The 16,513-nt window shown below is 66.0% G+C and carries 16 protein-coding genes; 5 read left to right on the forward strand and 11 right to left on the reverse strand.

Translation table 11 applies throughout. The annotated features are described in order from the left end of the window. Positions 1-11 precede the first annotated feature (11 nt). From acs to A9A59_RS08665, 3 genes are all read right to left on the reverse strand, one after another. The gene (acs, locus tag A9A59_RS08655; protein ID WP_098503890.1) at positions 12-1,976 is read right to left on the reverse strand and encodes an acetate--CoA ligase; all 1,965 of its coding nucleotides are present in this window, start codon (positions 1,974-1,976) and stop codon (positions 12-14) included. 77 nt (positions 1,977-2,053) lie between these two features. Further along, complete coding sequence (locus A9A59_RS08660; RefSeq protein ID WP_098503891.1) at positions 2,054-3,379, reverse strand: CaiB/BaiF CoA transferase family protein; 1,326 nt, start codon at positions 3,377-3,379, stop codon at positions 2,054-2,056. Beyond that, positions 3,376-4,581, reverse strand: a complete 1,206-nt coding sequence (locus A9A59_RS08665; protein ID WP_133117573.1) for a CaiB/BaiF CoA transferase family protein — start codon at positions 4,579-4,581, stop codon at positions 3,376-3,378. The genes A9A59_RS08660 and A9A59_RS08665 overlap by 4 nt, the downstream gene beginning before the upstream one ends. Positions 4,582-4,735: 154 nt before the next feature. Here A9A59_RS08665 and A9A59_RS08670 point away from each other — a divergent pair, with 154 nt between their 5' ends. After that, positions 4,736-6,205 (forward strand): acetyl-CoA hydrolase/transferase family protein, encoded by a 1,470-nt coding sequence (locus A9A59_RS08670; RefSeq protein ID WP_098503893.1) that lies wholly within the window; start codon positions 4,736-4,738, stop codon positions 6,203-6,205. Positions 6,206-6,208: 3 nt separating this feature from the next. On the opposite strand, the gene A9A59_RS08675 is transcribed toward A9A59_RS08670, so the two are convergent. Beyond that, positions 6,209-7,222, reverse strand: a complete 1,014-nt coding sequence (locus tag A9A59_RS08675) for a lysylphosphatidylglycerol synthase transmembrane domain-containing protein (RefSeq protein ID WP_165772609.1) — start codon at positions 7,220-7,222, stop codon at positions 6,209-6,211. A gap of 200 nt (positions 7,223-7,422) precedes the next feature. Between A9A59_RS08675 and A9A59_RS08680 the strand changes: the two genes are divergently transcribed. After that, positions 7,423-8,280: a phosphatase PAP2 family protein gene (locus A9A59_RS08680; RefSeq protein ID WP_133117574.1), complete on the forward strand. Its 858-nt coding sequence runs from the start codon at positions 7,423-7,425 to the stop codon at positions 8,278-8,280. Here A9A59_RS08680 and A9A59_RS08685 read toward each other — a convergent pair. The 7 genes from A9A59_RS08685 to A9A59_RS08715 form a co-directional block, all read right to left on the reverse strand. Then, a complete protein-coding gene (locus A9A59_RS08685; RefSeq protein WP_098503896.1) occupies positions 8,240-9,034 on the reverse strand; it encodes a CheR family methyltransferase in 795 nt (264 codons plus the stop codon). The genes A9A59_RS08680 and A9A59_RS08685 overlap by 41 nt on opposite strands. Next, a complete protein-coding gene (locus A9A59_RS08690; RefSeq protein WP_278286848.1) occupies positions 9,031-10,119 on the reverse strand; it encodes a protein-glutamate methylesterase/protein-glutamine glutaminase in 1,089 nt (362 codons plus the stop codon). The genes A9A59_RS08685 and A9A59_RS08690 overlap by 4 nt, the downstream gene beginning before the upstream one ends. Positions 10,120-10,134: 15 nt before the next feature. Next, positions 10,135-10,491, reverse strand: coding sequence for a response regulator (locus tag A9A59_RS08695; RefSeq protein ID WP_098503897.1), 357 nt, complete (start codon positions 10,489-10,491; stop codon positions 10,135-10,137). 10 nt (positions 10,492-10,501) lie between these two features. Continuing rightward, a complete protein-coding gene (locus A9A59_RS08700) occupies positions 10,502-11,008 on the reverse strand; it encodes a chemotaxis protein CheD (protein ID WP_098503898.1) in 507 nt (168 codons plus the stop codon). Beyond that, positions 11,005-11,598: a chemotaxis protein CheC gene (locus tag A9A59_RS08705; protein ID WP_098503899.1), complete on the reverse strand. Its 594-nt coding sequence runs from the start codon at positions 11,596-11,598 to the stop codon at positions 11,005-11,007. The genes A9A59_RS08700 and A9A59_RS08705 overlap by 4 nt, the downstream gene beginning before the upstream one ends. Before the next feature lie 40 nt (positions 11,599-11,638). Continuing rightward, positions 11,639-13,744: a chemotaxis protein CheA gene (locus A9A59_RS08710; protein WP_098503900.1), complete on the reverse strand. Its 2,106-nt coding sequence runs from the start codon at positions 13,742-13,744 to the stop codon at positions 11,639-11,641. 69 nt (positions 13,745-13,813) lie between these two features. Further along, on the reverse strand, positions 13,814-14,314 hold the full coding sequence (locus tag A9A59_RS08715; RefSeq protein WP_098503901.1) for a chemotaxis protein CheW: 501 nt from the start codon (positions 14,312-14,314) through the stop codon (positions 13,814-13,816). A gap of 222 nt (positions 14,315-14,536) precedes the next feature. Between A9A59_RS08715 and fliM the strand changes: the two genes are divergently transcribed. The 3 genes from fliM to A9A59_RS08730 are packed head-to-tail and all read left to right on the forward strand — an operon-like array spanning position 14,537 to position 16,499. Beyond that, positions 14,537-15,586, forward strand: coding sequence for a flagellar motor switch protein FliM (gene fliM / locus A9A59_RS08720; RefSeq protein WP_098503902.1), 1,050 nt, complete (start codon positions 14,537-14,539; stop codon positions 15,584-15,586). Beyond that, complete coding sequence (locus tag A9A59_RS08725; RefSeq protein ID WP_098503903.1) at positions 15,579-15,929, forward strand: hypothetical protein; 351 nt, start codon at positions 15,579-15,581, stop codon at positions 15,927-15,929. Before fliM ends, A9A59_RS08725 begins: the two co-directional genes overlap by 8 nt. Before the next feature lie 48 nt (positions 15,930-15,977). Then, positions 15,978-16,499 (forward strand): chemotaxis protein CheX, encoded by a 522-nt coding sequence (locus tag A9A59_RS08730; protein WP_098503904.1) that lies wholly within the window; start codon positions 15,978-15,980, stop codon positions 16,497-16,499. The last annotated feature ends 14 nt before the right edge of the window (positions 16,500-16,513 follow it).

Genomic DNA, 16,513 nt, shown 5'->3' on the forward strand with positions numbered 1-16,513 from the left:
GCAACGCCTGCCTACCGCGCCTGGCCCGCGCCGGCAATAATCTCCCGCACGACCGCCGGGTCCGCAAGCGTCGTGACATCGCCGACGTTCTCCGGCTCGCCTTCGGCAATCTTGCGCAGGATGCGGCGCATGATCTTGCCCGAGCGCGTCTTCGGCAGCCCCTCAACGAACTGGATCTTGTCGGGAGTGGCGATGGCGCTGATCTCCCGGCGGACGGCGTCGCGCAGCTCCTTCGCCAGTTCGTCCGAAGCCGTGTACCCGGCCTTCAGCATCACGTAGGCGTAGATACCGGTGCCCTTGATGTCGTGCGGGTAGCCCACGACGGCGGCCTCCGCGACGGCCGGGTGCCCGACGAGCGCACCCTCGATCTCGGCCGTGCCGAGGCGGTGCCCCGAGACGTTCAGGACGTCGTCGACGCGCCCCGTAATCCAGTAGTACCCATCCTTGTCGCGGTGACACCCGTCGCCCGTGAAGTACTTCCCGGGGTAGGCCGTCAGGTAGGTTTGGACGAACCGGTCGTGGTCGCCGTAGACGGTGCGCATCATCCCCGGCCACGACGCCTTCATGCAAAGTCGGCCCGTCACCCCGTTGCCCTCGAGTTCGCGCCCTTCCTCGTCGACCACACACGGCTGGACGCCGAAGAAGGGCAGCGAGCCCGAGCCCGGCTTCATCGGTGTCGCCCCGGCGAGCCCGGTGATCATGTGGCCGCCCGTCTCCGTCTGCCAGTAGGTGTCAACGATGGAACAGCGGCCTTCGCCCACCACATTGAAGTACCAGCGCCAGGCCTCGGGGTTGATCGGCTCCCCGACCGTGCCCAGGACGCGCAGCGACGTGCGCCGATACTTCTTTACGAAGTCATTGCCCTCCCGCGCGATGGCGCGGATCGCCGTCGGCGCGGTGTAGAACACGGTTATCCCGAGGCGGTCCACCATGTCCCAGTACCGTCCCGCGTCGGGGTAGGTCGGGATCGATTCGAACATCACCGTCGTGGACCCATTGCCGAGCGGTCCATAGACGATGTAGCTGTGCCCGGTGATCCATCCGACGTCCGCCGCGCAGCAGTAGATGTCGTCCTCGCGGATATCGAAGACGTACTTATGGCTGCACATCACGTGCACGAGGTAACCAGCGTGGGTGTGGAGGACGCCTTTCGGCTTCCCGGTAGACCCCGACGTATAGAGGATGAACAGCGGGTCTTCACTATCCATCTCCTCCGGCGGGCAATCAGTTGACTCGTTGGCCACCGCGTCATGCCACCATTCGTCGCGGCCGGCCACCATGTTCACCGGCGTGCCCGTGTGGCGGTACACGATGCAGAACTCCACCGAATGGCCGGGCTCGGCGAGCGCCTCGTCGACGTTCGCTTTGAGCGGCACCGCGCGCCCGCCGCGCCGCCCCTCGTCCTGGGTGATGATCGCCTTGCAGCGTGAATCGTCCACCCGGTCGCGAATCGACCTCGGGGAGAAGCCGCCGAAGATGACGGAGTGGATGGCGCCGACCCGGGCGCACGCGAGCATCGCCGCCGCCAGTTCCGGCACCATGCCCATGTAAATCGCAACCCGTTCGCCCTTTCGCACACCGCGGCGGCGAAGCGCGTTTGCCAGTCGATTGACCATCTCCGAGAGTTCCCGGTAGGTCACCCGGCGATTGGTACCCGGCTCGTCGCCTTCCCAGAGGATGGCCGTCTTGTCGCCGCGTGCCGCCAGGTGCCGGTCGATGCACTGCACCGAGGCGTTCAGCTTGCCGCCGATGAACCAGGCGATCGTTCCCGTGCGGAGGTCCTCTTCCACGACGCGGTCAAAGGGCTTCGAGAACGTGAGGAAGCGCTCGGCCATCTCCCGCCAGAACGCGTCCCGGTCCTCGACACTCCGGCGGTACATCTCGCGGTAGGTCTCCATGTCGGCCACCAGCGCTCCATCGCGGACGCGGGCCGGCGGCTCGTACACCTCGTCGACGGGGAGTCCAACGTCGGCCATGGGTCATCCTCCTGGTGCTGCGTGCACGGGTAGGGTCTCAGCGGTGAATTCTACTGAAGGGCGATGCTGCATCAGCGTCAGGGCACGCTGGGGTCGTACTCCTCGGCAATGTGTCCACCGGCCTTCAGCGCGTCGTACTCGGCGTCGCTCACCTTCAGCAGTTCGCGGTAGACGTACTCGTTGTGTTCGCCGAAGCAGACCGGCGGCTGGTAGAACTCGACCGGGGTCTTTTCGAACTTCCAGAGCGGACCAACGTACTCGTGCGTCCCCGCGTCGCGGACGGTCTGTTGCCGGAAGAAATCGCGCGCCCGCAAGTGAGGATCGTCGAACATTCGCGACGCTTCGAGCACCGGCGTCGCAGCGATCCCGCGGGACTGGAGCAGGTGCATCATCTCGTAGTCGTCCCGTTCGCGGGTCCACTCGGCGATGTGGGCATCGATCTCGCGGAAGTGCGCGGCCCGGCCCTCGTTGGTCGCAAAGCGCGGGTCGAGCGCCCACCCCGGCGACCCCATCGCCTCCACGAACTGCTGCCACTGGGCATCGTTCTCGATGTGGATGGCGATCCAGTGGTCGTCCATGGTTGTCGCGTCGCCGGGGGATTTTGCCGGGTAGACACCGCACGGGTACCGCCCGTGCACGTCGCGGTTCCCGATGGCCGACTGCACGTTCCGGTTCATCGAATAGTCCATGATGGCGTGGGTGAACATCGCGGCGGCGTTCTCGGCCTGGGCGATCTCAATCGTCTGTCCCTCGCCCGTCCGGTCGCGATACCAGAGAGCTGCCATCACCGCGAATGCCCCCTGGGCGCCCGCCATGTAGTCACCGGAGTAAATGGCCGTGTTCGCCGAGGGGTCGGCGTCGTCGTACCCGCGGAGGAGGGTGTGGCCCATCACCGCCTCGAGGTGGACGCCGAGCGCGCGCGCGTCCTTGTAGGGCCCGGTAAGCCCGTAAGCCGGCACCCGTACGATGATGAGTCGCGGGTTCGTATCACGGAGCCACTCCTCCGTGATGCCGAGTTTCTCCAGCGTTCCGACGGCGTTGTTCTCATAAACGACGTCGGAGATGGCGACCAGCCGGCGAAGGATGTCCTTTCCCTCGGGCCGCCGGAGGTCGACGGTGAAGCTCTTCTTGTTCCGGTAGAGGCTGACGAACGTCGGGTTGTAGTTCCACGGCCGCGGCCCCACCTCATTGCGGGGGAGGCCGCCGCTCCAGGCAATCGACCGCTCAAGCAGAATCTGCGGCGGCCGGGCCATCATCCCGCGGGTCATCGGCTGGAAGACGAACGGATTCTCAGGCTTGATTACCTCCGCGCCGAGGTCGCCGAGCAGCATCGTCGCGAACGGGCCGGCCCACACTACGCACAGGTCAATGACCCGGATGCCCTCCAGCGGCTTTGGACTCATCGTGCACCTCCCGCAGCACAAACCTGCGCAATGGTCGCGTCATCGAGGCCGGCCTCCCGGAGGACCTCCTCGGTGTGCTGACCGAGCAGCGGGGCGGGCCTTCGGAGCTTCCAGCCGCCCTTTCCCATGATGAACGGGCGGCCGGGGAATTCGACGTCGCCGAGCTCCGGGTGGCGCGTGTGTGCCCAGAAGCCGCGCCCGCGGAAATGCTCGTCCTCGAAGAGGTCCTCCATGCTGAAGAGCGGCCCGCAGAGCACCTTTGCTCTCCGCGCCTCTGCCCAGATCTCGCGCTTGGTGCGCTCCAGGCACCAGGTGAGGAAGTAGGTGTTCCACTCCTCGATGACGTAGGGGTCCAGCCGCTTGACCGGGTCCTGGAACTGCGGCTGCTGGTTCCAGTCGGGGTGGCCGAGCATATCATCGACCCGGTCCGGCCGGAGCGCTGCGTTGGTGAACTCCACGTACCCATCGGCGCAGGGATAGATGCCCTGGGGCATGCCGGCCCCGCCGCCGGCTGCCCGGATGGTCTTCCGTCCGCTGAACTGGTAGGCGATAGCAGTCGCGTGGCGCCGGTCGACTCCCCCGAAATGGGTCTCCGCGAGCGAGATGTCGACGTGCTGGCCGATGCCGAACCGCTTTGCTGCCCAGAGCGCGGCCATAATTGCAACGGACGCCGCTGCACCCGATTCGAACAGCGCAGCGGTGCCGGCCATCTTGACCGGCTCCCGCTCAGTCAAGCCCATGGAGTACATCTCGCCGGCGAACCCGTAGAGGGTGAGTTCGCTCAGCCGGTAATCGCGGTAGGGGCCCGTTTGGCCGAAGTTCGAGATGGACACCACCGGCAGCGAAGGGTTTATCCGGCGGAAGAAGTCGAGACCGACCCCGAGCCGGTCGAGCGTGCCGGGTGCGAAACTCTCGACCACGATGTGAGACCGCTTCGCAAGCGCCTCGAGCGCAGCCTTCCCGGCTGGTTCGCGCAGGTCGAGCACGACCGATCGCTTGTTGCAGTTGAGGTAGAAGAACAGCCCGCTCCGCTCGGGATGGGGCTCGCCGCCTTTGAAGGGCGGGAGCATGCGGGCAATGTCGCCTCCGGGCTTTTCGACCTTGATCACATCCGCGCCGAGGTCGGCCAGCAGCCGTGTCGCGTAGGGGCCGGCGATATGGTGCGTCAGGTCGAGGACGCGCACGTCATCCAGCGCCTGCATCGGATTCACCTCCTGCTCTGCCGCCTGCCCGGCGGCACGCGGAATCTACCAGAGTGACCGGCCCGGGTGAACTGCCTCTTGCGATGCGGGCAGGTAGAATCCCCCGTCAGCCCGGGCGGTCCTTCCGCCCGCACATCTCACGGAGGAGCGCCCTATGGCTGTCCGCTACCAGAACTGGCGCGACGAGTACAAGTCGCGCCAGAAATCCCTCGACGAGGCGATGCAGGTTATCAAGGGAGGCGACCTCGTCGGCATCACCATCCTGTGCCCCGGCCCGCTGGTGCAGGCGTTCATCGAGCGGGCAAAGCAGCTCGGCAACGTCAATATCCGCACCCTCGCTCCCAACTACCCGGACCTCTTCAACCCGGACCTCTTCAAAGGTGAGCGGGAGATCGAGCTCTTCATCGGCGATGCCATGCGGCCGGCCCACGATGCCAAGATTGCAACCTACCTGCCGAACACCTTCATGCTCGGCATGAAGGCCTTCGACAATGGCCGGCCGGAAGCCCGCATCCCCGACGTCTTCCTCACCCCGTGCAGCCCCCCGAACGAGCATGGCTACGTCCACTTCGGGCCGCACATGTGGCAGCGCAAGAGCTACGCGAAGCGGTGCAAGCACACCATCGCCATCGTCGACCCGAACATTACGCCGGTATACGGCGATGTCTGGATGCACGTCTCCGAGATTGAGACCTTCGTCGAGGGCGTGATGAAGCCGGTCGACATCCCGGCGATGGAGGAGCGCGTCCGCACTCTTGCGAAAGAGGAGGACCGGCCGGCGCTGCTCGACATCATGAAGCGGGCCACGCCCGACCAGCTCGCGCTCGTCGAAACGACGTTTCATACCTTCCCGCCGTCGCTCCTCGGGGCGGCGCTCGGCATCGCGGAGGTCGACCCAGCGGCCCAGGCCATCGCCGACAACCTGCGGCAGATCATCCGCGACGGCGACACCATCCAGGTTGGTGTCGGCCAGCCGAGCCAGCTGATGTTCCTGGCGGGCGCCTTCGACGACGCGAAGCACCTCGGCATCCACACGGAACTCGGCTCACCGGGCCTGGCAAAGCTGTGGGCGCGGGGCATCGTCGACGGCTCGAAGAAGACGCTCTTCCCGGGGAAGTCCGTGGCGGTGGCGTGGACCGGCTGCGACGGTGAGGACCTCAAGATCATCGCTGGCAACCCGGCCTTCGAACTGCACCAGCACGACATCATCCTCAACCCGGCCTTCATGTCGCAGAACCACCAGATGACCTCGATAAACAGCGCCATCGCTGTGGACCTGCTCGGTCAGATCGCGAGCGAGGACCGGTTCGGCGGCCACATGGTGAACGGCACGGGCGGCCAGCCCGATACCCACATGGCCGCCGCCATGTGCAAGAACGGCCGCGCCATCACCGTCATGCGCTCGACCGCGATGGACGGGACCATCTCGAAGGTTGTCGCGAAGCACGAAGCCGGGACGCTCGTCACCATCCCGCGCTACCTCGCGGACACCATCATCACGGAGTACGGGGTGGCTCGCCTGCTGGATAAGAACCACCGGCAGCGTGCCGAAGAGCTGATTTCGATCGCCCACCCGGATTTCCGGGCGGAGCTCCGAAGGGAAGCCCAAGAGCTCTGGGGGTAAGCGTCAGCCGTCGTTTGCCCGCTGCGTCGCGAGCTCGGCCTCGCGGCGCAGCGCCCACGGCGAGAGCCGTTCATGCCCGATAACAAGCAGGGCCGCACCGATGAGGCTCACCGGGACCACGTTGACCAGGTGCGCGAGGATGGCAAAGCTCAGTGCCCGCGCCTCAGGAACGCCGAAGGGGAGCAGCGATGCCGTCGCAGCGATATGAAAGACCCCGATAGCGCCCGGGGAACTCGGGAGGAGCATCGCCAGGTTGGTCGTGCAGGTGAGCAGGACGGCCACGGCAAACGGCGCGTCGATGTTCAGCGCCTTCATCAGCAGATAGTTGATGGCGAAAGCAGCGACCCACGCCGTCCATGACCAGCCCCAGATGGGGACGACGCGGTCGCGGGCAAACAGCCGGGCGATTCCATCGACGAACGATGCCGCTTCCGCCCGGACGCGCTGGTTCGCCGGGAGCCGGCGTCGCAGCCGTTCCGAATGCGCCACCGCGTTGAGGCGGGTGCGGAAAACCCCAGCGACTGCGATCGCAACCGCAAGCCCCGCGATGACGACCCACGCCGCAGTCTTGAGACCCTCGTACCGCGCCGGGACGGGCAGGAACGGGGCCACCGCGAGAAAGCACAACATCAGGGTGATCGTGTCGGTGACGCGCTCGGTCAGCATCGACGAGAGGACGTGGCCCAGCCGGATTCCTGGCTGCCGGGAGGTCATCGCCACGCGGGCGACGTCCCCGAGTCTTGCCGGCAGGACGTTATTCAGCAGGAAGCTGATGTGGAGAATGCGGTAAAGGCGCGGCGTCGTCACCGGCGATGCCTCGGGCAGGAGCAGGCGCCACCGGACAGTCTTTGCAATGAGCGACGCGACGAGGCAAAGAACAGCGAGCCCGACGAAGACCGGGTCGGCCGCCCGGAGCGAGGTGACGGTCGGCGTCCAGGGGATCACCTGCCATAGCAGCACCACCGAGATGGCGGTGACGGCGAAACCGGGCGCCGAGCTGGCGAGCGAGCGTACCACTGCCCTTTCCCTTCGAATACAGCGTGCCACAACCCTTCCGCTGGGGAAAACCGCGGGCTACGCTGGTAGGCGTGTCGGTCGTTGCTGAATCTCGCGGGACTGCCCGGTGGGGCCGCCTGAAGCTACCGCCCCTGCCCGAGCTGCCCGCGACTCGCTCAGGCCGGGTTCTGCTGGCCGCACAGGCCGCCGTTCTGCTCGCGATGACCGGGACCGTCGCCACGCGTACCTGGCAGGACCATACCTGGTTCGGCTTTCTGCTCGTGGGCCTTGCATTTGCCCTCTGGCTGCCTGAAGCGCGGCAGCGACGGGTTCGGCGCTGGTGGTTCATCTACGTCGCCGGTATCTTCGTTTACACTCTCCTCCGCGCTTACGCAGATGAAGCCGGCGCTCCCGTGCGGGTCGCCTACCCCATCTCGTTCGACCGCTGGCTCTTTTTCGGCACGGACCCGACCCTCTGGCTGCAGCACCGCTTCTTTGACCCGCGCGACATCGGCCTCCTGGACTACCTCGCCGTGGCGACGCACTGGTCGTTCTTCGTGGCGCCCCACGCGCTGGCCGTCGGCGTCTTCGTCCTTCAGCGGCGCCACTTCCCGCGCTTCGCGCTGCTCACCGTCGGGACGATGTGGCTGGGTCTCATCTTGTTTTTCGTTGTGCCGACGGCGCCGCCGTGGTTTGCGTCCGAGGTTGGGGAGCTGGCCGGCGTCCGGCGGATCATGGACTACGTCGGAGGCTCCATTCATGGCAGCGCGTACTCGTCGCTGTATGCCGCGCTCGGCGAGCCGAATTCTGTGGCTGCCATGCCGTCAATTCACATGGCGGTGACATTCGCCATGTACCTCTGGGGACGGCGCCACCTGCCGCGGTTCGCACCGCTCCTGCTTGCGTACTGCGCGGTTATGGCAGTCTCGCTCGTCTACCTCGGCGAGCACTATGTGGCCGACCTGCTCGCCGGCATGGCCTGCGCGGTCGCCGCGTGGCTGGCGGCAGTACGGTTCGCGCCCGAGCTGATCGAGCCGCCTAGGCTGCCCGCTGATACAGGTTCACGCCGGCTGTCCTGAGCCCGATATCGCCTGACCGCATAATCATCTCGCTCCCACCGACGAACAGCACGCCTCCCGGCCGCAGCGCCCTGCTGAATCCCGCGTAGATGTGTTGTTTCGCTTCGTCAGTGAAATAGATGACGACGTTCCGGCAGAGGATGAGGTCGAGGTCGGATGGGTACGGGTCTTTCAGCAGGTCATGCCGGCGGAAGGTGACCTTGCGCCGGATGGCGTCCACCACCCGGTACGTGCCGTCCTCCTGGATGAAGTACTTCTTGAGGTATTCGGGGGGCACCGAACGCACTTCCGACGGGAGGTAGCCGGAGCCGTCTTTCGCGCGGGAGAGGATGGGCATGTCGACGTCGGTCGCGAGGATGCTGTGACGGCCGGCAGAGTCCATCCGGTCAAGGATCATCGCGACCGTATACGGTTCGCAGCCGATCGAGCACCCCGCGCTCCAGATCTTGAGGGTGCGCCGTTCGCGGAGGAGCTGGGGGAACCATTTCGTCTCGAGCTCGCGGAACCGTTCGGGCTGGCGGAAGAACTCGCTGACGTTGATGGTGAGCGTGTCCCGGACTTCGTCGAGCAGCTTCGGGTCGTTCCCAATGGCGCGCGCGAAGGCGCTCCACGACGTGATGCCGCGCCGGGTCATGAGCGAAGCCAGTCTCCGCTTCATCTGTGGCTCTTTGTACTGGCCCAGCGGGACGCCGATAGCTGCCTCGAGCGCCCGTCGGAACGAGAGCCACTGGGGGTCGTGCTCAATCTCCTTCATGATGCCTGCCTCCCCGGCACGCTGGCCGCGAGCGCCTGCGCGATACGATCGAGCGGCAGCTGGCGCGCATGGCGCGTCCGCTCAAACGTGACGCGCGGCATCCCGTATACGACGCTGGTCGCTTCGTCCTGCGCGAAGACGTGCCCACCGGCTGCCTCCACCCGGGCTGCCCCGTCGGCGCCGTCGCGGCCCATGCCGGTGAGGATCGCGACGCTCACCGAGCCACCGAACACCTCCGCCACCGAGAACAGGGTGACATCGACGCTCGGGCGTACGCCGTGGACCGTCGGGCCCTGGTCCAGCCGAACCCGGCGGTCGCGGCCTACCAGCAGGTGGTAGTCGCCCGGAGCCACGAACACCTTCCCGTGGACGAGCTGGTCGCCCTGCTGTGCTTCCGCAACCGGGAGAGGAGACATCCCGTCCAGCCGCCGCGCGAGGGCGCCGGTAAAGCCGGGCGGCATATGCTGCACAACGATAACTGCGGCGTTCAGCCCCGCCGGGAGATTGGGGATGACCTGGGTGAGCGCCGGCGGTCCGCCGGTGGAGGAGCCGATCACCACCACGTAGTTCGCGGGGGTCTGACCGGCCGCCACGGGCAGCCGGACTGGTGGACGGAAGGGAGCAGCGGCAGGAGCTGCAGGTGCCAGTCTGCGCTTGAGGACGCGCGCATGGCTCGCGCGCTGCACTGCTTCGAACAGCTTCTCCCCGACATTCACCAGGTCGGCGCTAAGACCGGAAGGCTTCCCGACACACTCGACCGCGCCGGCCTCCAGCGCGCGAATCGCGGTCTCTGTCCCTTCGTGGGTCAGGGTCGAGACCATCACAATCGGCGTCGGGACGGCCTGCATGATCTCCCGGACTGCTGACACACCATCCATCCGCGGCATTTCGACGTCCATCGTGATGACGTCGGGCCGGAGTTCGAGCGCCTTCTTGACTGCATCGAGCCCGTCCGTGGCGTGTCCCACGACCTGGACGCCCGGGTGCGCCGTCAGCAGCCGCTCGATGGCCCGGCGCATGAACGCTGAGTCGTCCACGATCAGGACGCGAATGGGCCGCGCGGGGGATGGTGCAGGGAATGCCACGGCCGACCCTCCCGGTTAGTTGCAGAGCTTTGAGACGGCGGCAAGGACGCGGTCGGCCTCCGCCGGCTTCACAAGGAAGTCCTTCGCCCCGTTCTTAACGGCCTCCAGCACGATCTGCTGCTGACCAAGCGCCGTCACCATTGCGACCTTTGCGTTCGGGTCGACCTTCCGAATCTCTTTGAGCGCCGTCAGGCCGTCCATCTCCGGCATGGTGATGTCCATCAGGACAGCGTCGGGCTTCACCGCCTGGTACTTCTCGAGCGCCTCCAGCCCGTTCTCCGCCTGGATAACTTCGTACCCGGCCTCCGTGAGGATCTTCGACATCCTCATGCGCATGAAGGCGGCATCGTCGACAACGAGAATGGTTGCCATCGCTTGTCTCCTACAATTCGCTGGCCTGTGAAGCGGCCGTTCGGACGAAGGTTTTGCCGGTGGCGACGTGGACCTCCATCGTGCGGCCTTTCGTGCCTCCGAGGTCCGCCGCGACCACGCGGATGCCGTGGTGCTTCAGCCGTTCGGTTATGGCTTCGGCATTCCGGACGCCGATCTTGAATTTCTCTGCGTTGGCGGCGCCGAGCACCGCAGCTCCGCCTGCAACCTTGACGACCAGCCGCCGCTTTACGGCTCCAGACTCAATGAGCCGCTGGAGCAGGAGGTCCACGCCGGTGTCCGCGAACCTGGCTGGCTCCCGGTCGTCTACCCGTTTGCCGTCCGAAGAGGGCAAAAGAATATGCGCCAGGGCTGCGACCTTCGCTTCCGGGTCGTAGCAGCTGATGCCGACGCAGGAGCCCAGGCCATAGGCAACGAGGATGTCGTTCGGGTCGCGGCTGACAGCCAGTTGCCCGATGCCCACCGAGACTCTTCGGGCTTCGGCAGTGACCGCTGTCATGCTGCTACCCTCTCAAGCGCCCCCAGTGAGGCAGGGTCGGGTGCCACGATCAGGAGCCCGGCAGTCTGACCCTTCTGGTCCTCGAAGACGGCGTCCATCATGACCACGTCGCCCCCCTGCGAGAGGACTTCCGCGTAAACCGTCTCCACGAGCGCGATGGCCATATCGTGAATGACCTGCGGCGGGCTGGGGTGCAGGATAAGATTGAGCCGGTCGGCCAGGGCATTGACAAACGCCGAGCCGACGATGTTCCCCAGCTCCGCAATCGCCGAGCAGGACATCTCATCCGGCTCGCTGGTTGTCCCGGGCGGGTTGCCCACCATCAAGTCGACGCATTCAAGGGCGCGCGGCTCTGGAAACAGGAGCATGACGTGCCCGGTGATGTCCCCGGAAATTGACAGGTACGAGCCGAGGACGACCGCATCCTCCCCGCCCACCGCGTCGCAGGCATCATCCTTGGTGCCGACCCGGATGTTTGGCACGTGGATGGCGATCTCCTGGCCCATCAGTCCGCTCAGGCCTCGGCCCGCGCGGGTCGCCCCATCGGCTGCGACCAGCGTCAGCGTTGGTATCAGGTCATCGACGGCCACAGGTTCCTCCCTCTGGTATGAATGTCGGCACGGGCAACCGTCATGCCGGGACGGCCATGGCAGCCTGTTCGTTGACGAGGCTGGCGATATCAACGATGAGGCCGAGCGTTCCGTCGCCAAGGATCGTGGCGCCGGTCAGCCCTTTCCTGGCTCCGAGCATGTCGCCCAGCGACTTCACGACCACGTCCTGCTCGCCGAGCAGCCGGTCGACGATGAACGCGGCCTGGCGGTCGCCGTGGCGAGCGGCCACGACGAAGTAGCCGTCGGTCGGCAGCACCCGCGGCCGGTGGTCGCCCAGCGCGGCGGCCAGGTCGATCATCGGCAGGAGGCGCTGGCGGAGCCGCAGCATCTTCCGCCCGCCGACCGTGTGGACGTCGGCCCCCCGGTCCGACAGCGCCTCGGTGACCGAGACAAGCGGGATCGCGTACACGGTCCCGTTGGCCGACACCATGAGCGCCTTCGTCGTCGCCAGCGTCAGCGGCAGCTGGATGATGACCTCGGTGCCCTTGCCGGGCGTGCTGCTGACGGTAATCTGGCCGTTCAGGCGCTCAATGTTCGTGCGGACGATGTCCATGCCGACACCACGGCCCGAGACGTCCGTGATTTCCTTCGCGGTCGAGAGGCCCGGCATGAAAATCCACTGGACGACCTGGTCGTCGGGCGCCGCCTCGGCGGCCTCTCGGCTCATCAGCCCCTTCTCGACGACTTTTCTGCGCAGCGCGGCCGTATCGATCCCGCGGCCGTCGTCGCGAACCGAAAGGTAGATGTAGGTCTCCTGGTTCCAGGCAGTAACCGAAATTGTCCCGGTCTCCGGCTTGCCGGCAGCCCGGCGCTCCTCGGGCGACTCGATGCCGTGGTCGACAGCGTTGCGGAGGATGTGGACCAGCGGGTCGGAAATCTCCTCAATCACCGAGCGGTCCAGTTCGGTCTCCTCGCCGGCGGTCAGCAGGTCCACCTTCTTCCCGCACTTCACCGCAACGTCCCGTACCAGCCGCGGGAGCCGGGACAGCACCGACCGCACCGGGAGCATTCGGCTCCGCATGATCTGGTCCTGCAGCTCATCGGTGACGCGGGCCAGGTGGGCGGTGGTCTCCTCGAAGTTGTCCATTAGCTCGCTGAGGTTCGAATCGCGGAGGACGCCGCTCAGCTGTTCGCGCACCTGCTGTAGCCGGGTACGGTCGATGACCAGCTCTCCGACGAGGTTCATGAGCCCGTCAAGGCGTTCGACGTCAATACGGACAGATTGGGAGGCCTTTCGGCCGGCGGCCGGTCGCGGCCCGTCTGCGATGGAGTCATGACGCTGAACAGCCGTCTCCGCTCGCCGCTCCGGCAGCTGCTGCGGCTCGTGCCTGAAGCCTTCGATTGTGCCGGCCGCCTCACCGGGTGGCACCGGCTTGCAGCGAACCTCGGCGACGTCGCTGACAGCTTTCAGTGCTGCAGAAATTTGCTCGTCGGTGTGGCGGGTGACGAGCAGCGCGGCCATCTGGTACTCGCCGCCTCCGGACTCGATCACATCACGGTCCGGCCAGCAGACAGCGACTTTGCCGATGCTCTCCATCTCCTGGAGCACCTGGTAGCAGCGGATCGATGGGAGCTGACAGTCGCTGGCGATGGTCACATCGACAAACGAGATGCCGTGGCCCTGCTCAATGTCCTCCCAAAACGGCTCGAGCACGCCTGCCGGGACACGGTAAACCGGCGGAGCAGCCACATCGGCGGGGGCCAGGGCAGGCGCCTCGCCATCGAGCACGGCCATCAGGTCGGCTTCAAGCCGTTCCGTTTCGACGCCCGAGTCGACGCGGGTGACGACCTCGTTGGCCAGCACACGGAGCGCGTCGAGCCCGGCGAGCAGTGCGTCAACGACGTCCGACGTGGGTGCACGCCGGCCCTGCCGGACGGCGTCCAGGACCGTCTCCATCGCATGGGTCAGCGAAGCCATCTTCTTGTGTCCGATGGTGGCGCTGGAGCCTTTGAGCGTATGGGCAGCCCGGAAGATGCGCTGCACGAGCGCCGGGTCGGGCTCACCCTCGAGCTGGACGAGCGACTGGTCGAGCAGCTCAATCTGCTCCTCAGCTTCTTCCAGGAAGAGCTTCAGGTCGTCGTCATCGAGGTCGAACTGGAGGGGAGTACCTTTTGAGTTGGGCATGCGGCGGCGCTCCTACACGGAGAAAGGTCACGGGGAAGGGTCGGTACGCCCGGTCCGCCGGGCAGCCCGTCAGGCGGCGCGGGAGAGGTCCGCGTACTCTTCCACCGCGGCCGGCAATACGCCGTCCAGGTCGATCAACGACACCAGGCGGTCCTCGAGCTTGGCAATCCCTCGGAGGTAGACGTTGTCGACGCCGGCAACGATTGCGCTAGGGGGCTCGATCTGGTCACCGGGAATGCGCATCACCTCGCTCACCGCGTCGACGATGAGGCCGACCATCCCGTTGGCGCTATTGACGACGACGATGCGGGTTTCCGGCGTGTATTCGCCGGCAGGCACGCCGCACCGCTTCCGGAGGTCGACGACCGGCACGACTCGGCCGCGCAGGTTGGTAATCCCCTCCACCCAGTAATCGGCGCCCGGGATCGCGGTGATGGTCTGCATCCGCACAATCTCCTGGACGGCCTGGATATCGAGGGCGTAGTACTCTTCGGCGAGCTTGAAGATCACGACGTGCTCTTCGCTGGCGGGAAGCCCAGTCGAATCAGCGGCAGTTTCGGGCCTGGCCATGAGAAAACCTCCATGAGAATCCCGGCGCTGTGCACCGGGGCGCTACAGAAAGCTACGAACGTTCCGGTCCCCCCGGGCATCCGAACCTTCCCCCAATGCGCCCCCGGATCTCCCCTAACCCGTCCCGCGGCCGTGGGGGATTCTTCACCTGTGGGGTAGGGAATCCGCGGATTTCGTGCCGATAGTCGATACAGGGACACTGCTGGAGGAGGCAGGCTGCCAATGGCATCGGAGAACGCCGTCCTCACCCAGCGCGAGATTGATGCGCTCCTCAGCGCCGATGTCAGCCAGCTCGACGCTGACACCATCGTCGCGATCCCGCCCCCTGCCCGGAAGGACTCCGGCGGGCGCCGCGTCAAGCCGTACGATTTCCGCCATCCCGAAAAGCTGTCGAAGGAGCAGCTCCGCGGACTGCAGATCATTCAGCAGGGTGTGGCCAGCTCCATGGCCGCGAACTTCTCGGCACGCCTCCGGGCCCCGGTCGAGTCGCGGCTCAGCGCGCTCGAACGCGGCATCTACGAGGAGTACGTCAGCCAGCTTGGCACCCAGTCGGTGGTCATCATCATCGATATGTCCCCGCTGCAAGGGTACGCGGTAACCGCCTTCGGCCTGGATGTGGCCTTTGGGATCATCGACCGCCTCCTCGGCGGCAAAGGAAAGGGCGCACCGCGGGTCCTGAATCGCGACCTCACGGATATCGAGATCGCGCTCATCCGCCATATCGGCATGGACGTGGCGCGCTCGCTGATCGAGCCCTGGGCGCGCATCGTCGAGCTGACTCCCGACGTATCCGAACTCGCCCTTGGCCCGCAGGTGATGCACGCCATCCCGCCCTCGGAGTTCGTTATCACTGCCTGGTATGAAATCCGGCTGGCGGAACAAACAGGCGGCATTTCCCTCTGTTTCCCGCTCACGATCCTCGAGCAAATCCTGCCGAAACTGACCGGACAGAGCCTGTTCGATAACCGGCCGTCCCGGCGCGCGAAGGAAGAGGAGCGAGTCCGCGAGGAGCAGGTCCTCCCGATGAACGTGTTGGTCCGGGCGATTCTCGGCGGAGCGCGGGTACCGGCAGTCGACCTCGCCCGGCTGGAACCGGGAGACATCATCGTCCTCGACCAGGAGGTCGAGGATCCGCTCAGGGTGATGGTCGGCAACTGCGAGCGCTTCGCTGGCATCCCGGGCACACGTGGCCGAAAACTCGCGCTACAGGTGACGGGACTCGTTGACGATGATGGATGGGTGAGACCCTTTGGGGATGGCGCCAATGGCTAGCACGATTCCCATCCGCGCGGTCCTCATGTCGTCGGAGATTATGAACGGCGGGACCGGGTTCCACCGTCTCGTCTTCAAGGTCGATGGCGGCCGTGCCGGGATGTCGACCGTCACCGTGCTGATCTCACAGGACGCGCACCGGAAGCTCGTCCAGCAGATGACACGTGCGCGGTTCGCACCCGTCGAGAAGGCCACGCTTCTGAAGACCTGGGCACGATGGGAGCTGGCCATGCGGCTCGAGGAGTACGGGATGCTTCCGTCCACGGTAACAATCACCTCTCGCGATATCGACGACTTCGGCGCCTACGCCTGCGACCTCGGCCGCACGTTGCAGGTCGGGTGAGCGCGGCGGCCGACTGCAACGCCATCCCTCGTCTAACAGGAGGATTCCATGCACGCCCGTATCACCGTTGCCGAAGCCGCGCAGGCCGCCGCAGAAGCAGGCGACAAAGCGCGCATCGAACTCGTTGCCCCGTTCGTCGAGGCAGCAGCCCGCGTCATCCAGCAGGAGTGCGGCGAAAAGGTGACCCGCGGCCAGCTCCATCGGGTCCGCTCCCCCCAGACGACGAACGACGTCTCCGTGCTCATCGCCATTACGGGCGGGGTTGCAGGACTCGTCATCTATTCGATGACGGAGGCCACCGCGATGCAGTTTGCCTCGCGGATGATCGGTGAACAGGTTCAGCAATTCGACTCGCTTCCGCAAAGCGCCATTGCTGAGCTGGCGAACATGATTACCGGCCAGGCGAGCATTGCGCTCGAGCGGAACGGGTTCCCGAGCGATATGTCGCCGCCGGTCCTCCTGCTCGGCAAGGGCAGCAGCATTGCAACGCTGAACCTCACTCGCCTGGTCGTGCCGCTCGTCGTTTCGTTCGGCGAGTTCACCATCGACATCGCCATTAAGGAAGTCTGAGCCCGGCTGGAGCG

The organism is Tepidiforma thermophila (assembly GCF_002563855.1).
GTDB classification, from domain to species: domain Bacteria; phylum Chloroflexota; class Dehalococcoidia; order Tepidiformales; family Tepidiformaceae; genus Tepidiforma; species Tepidiforma thermophila.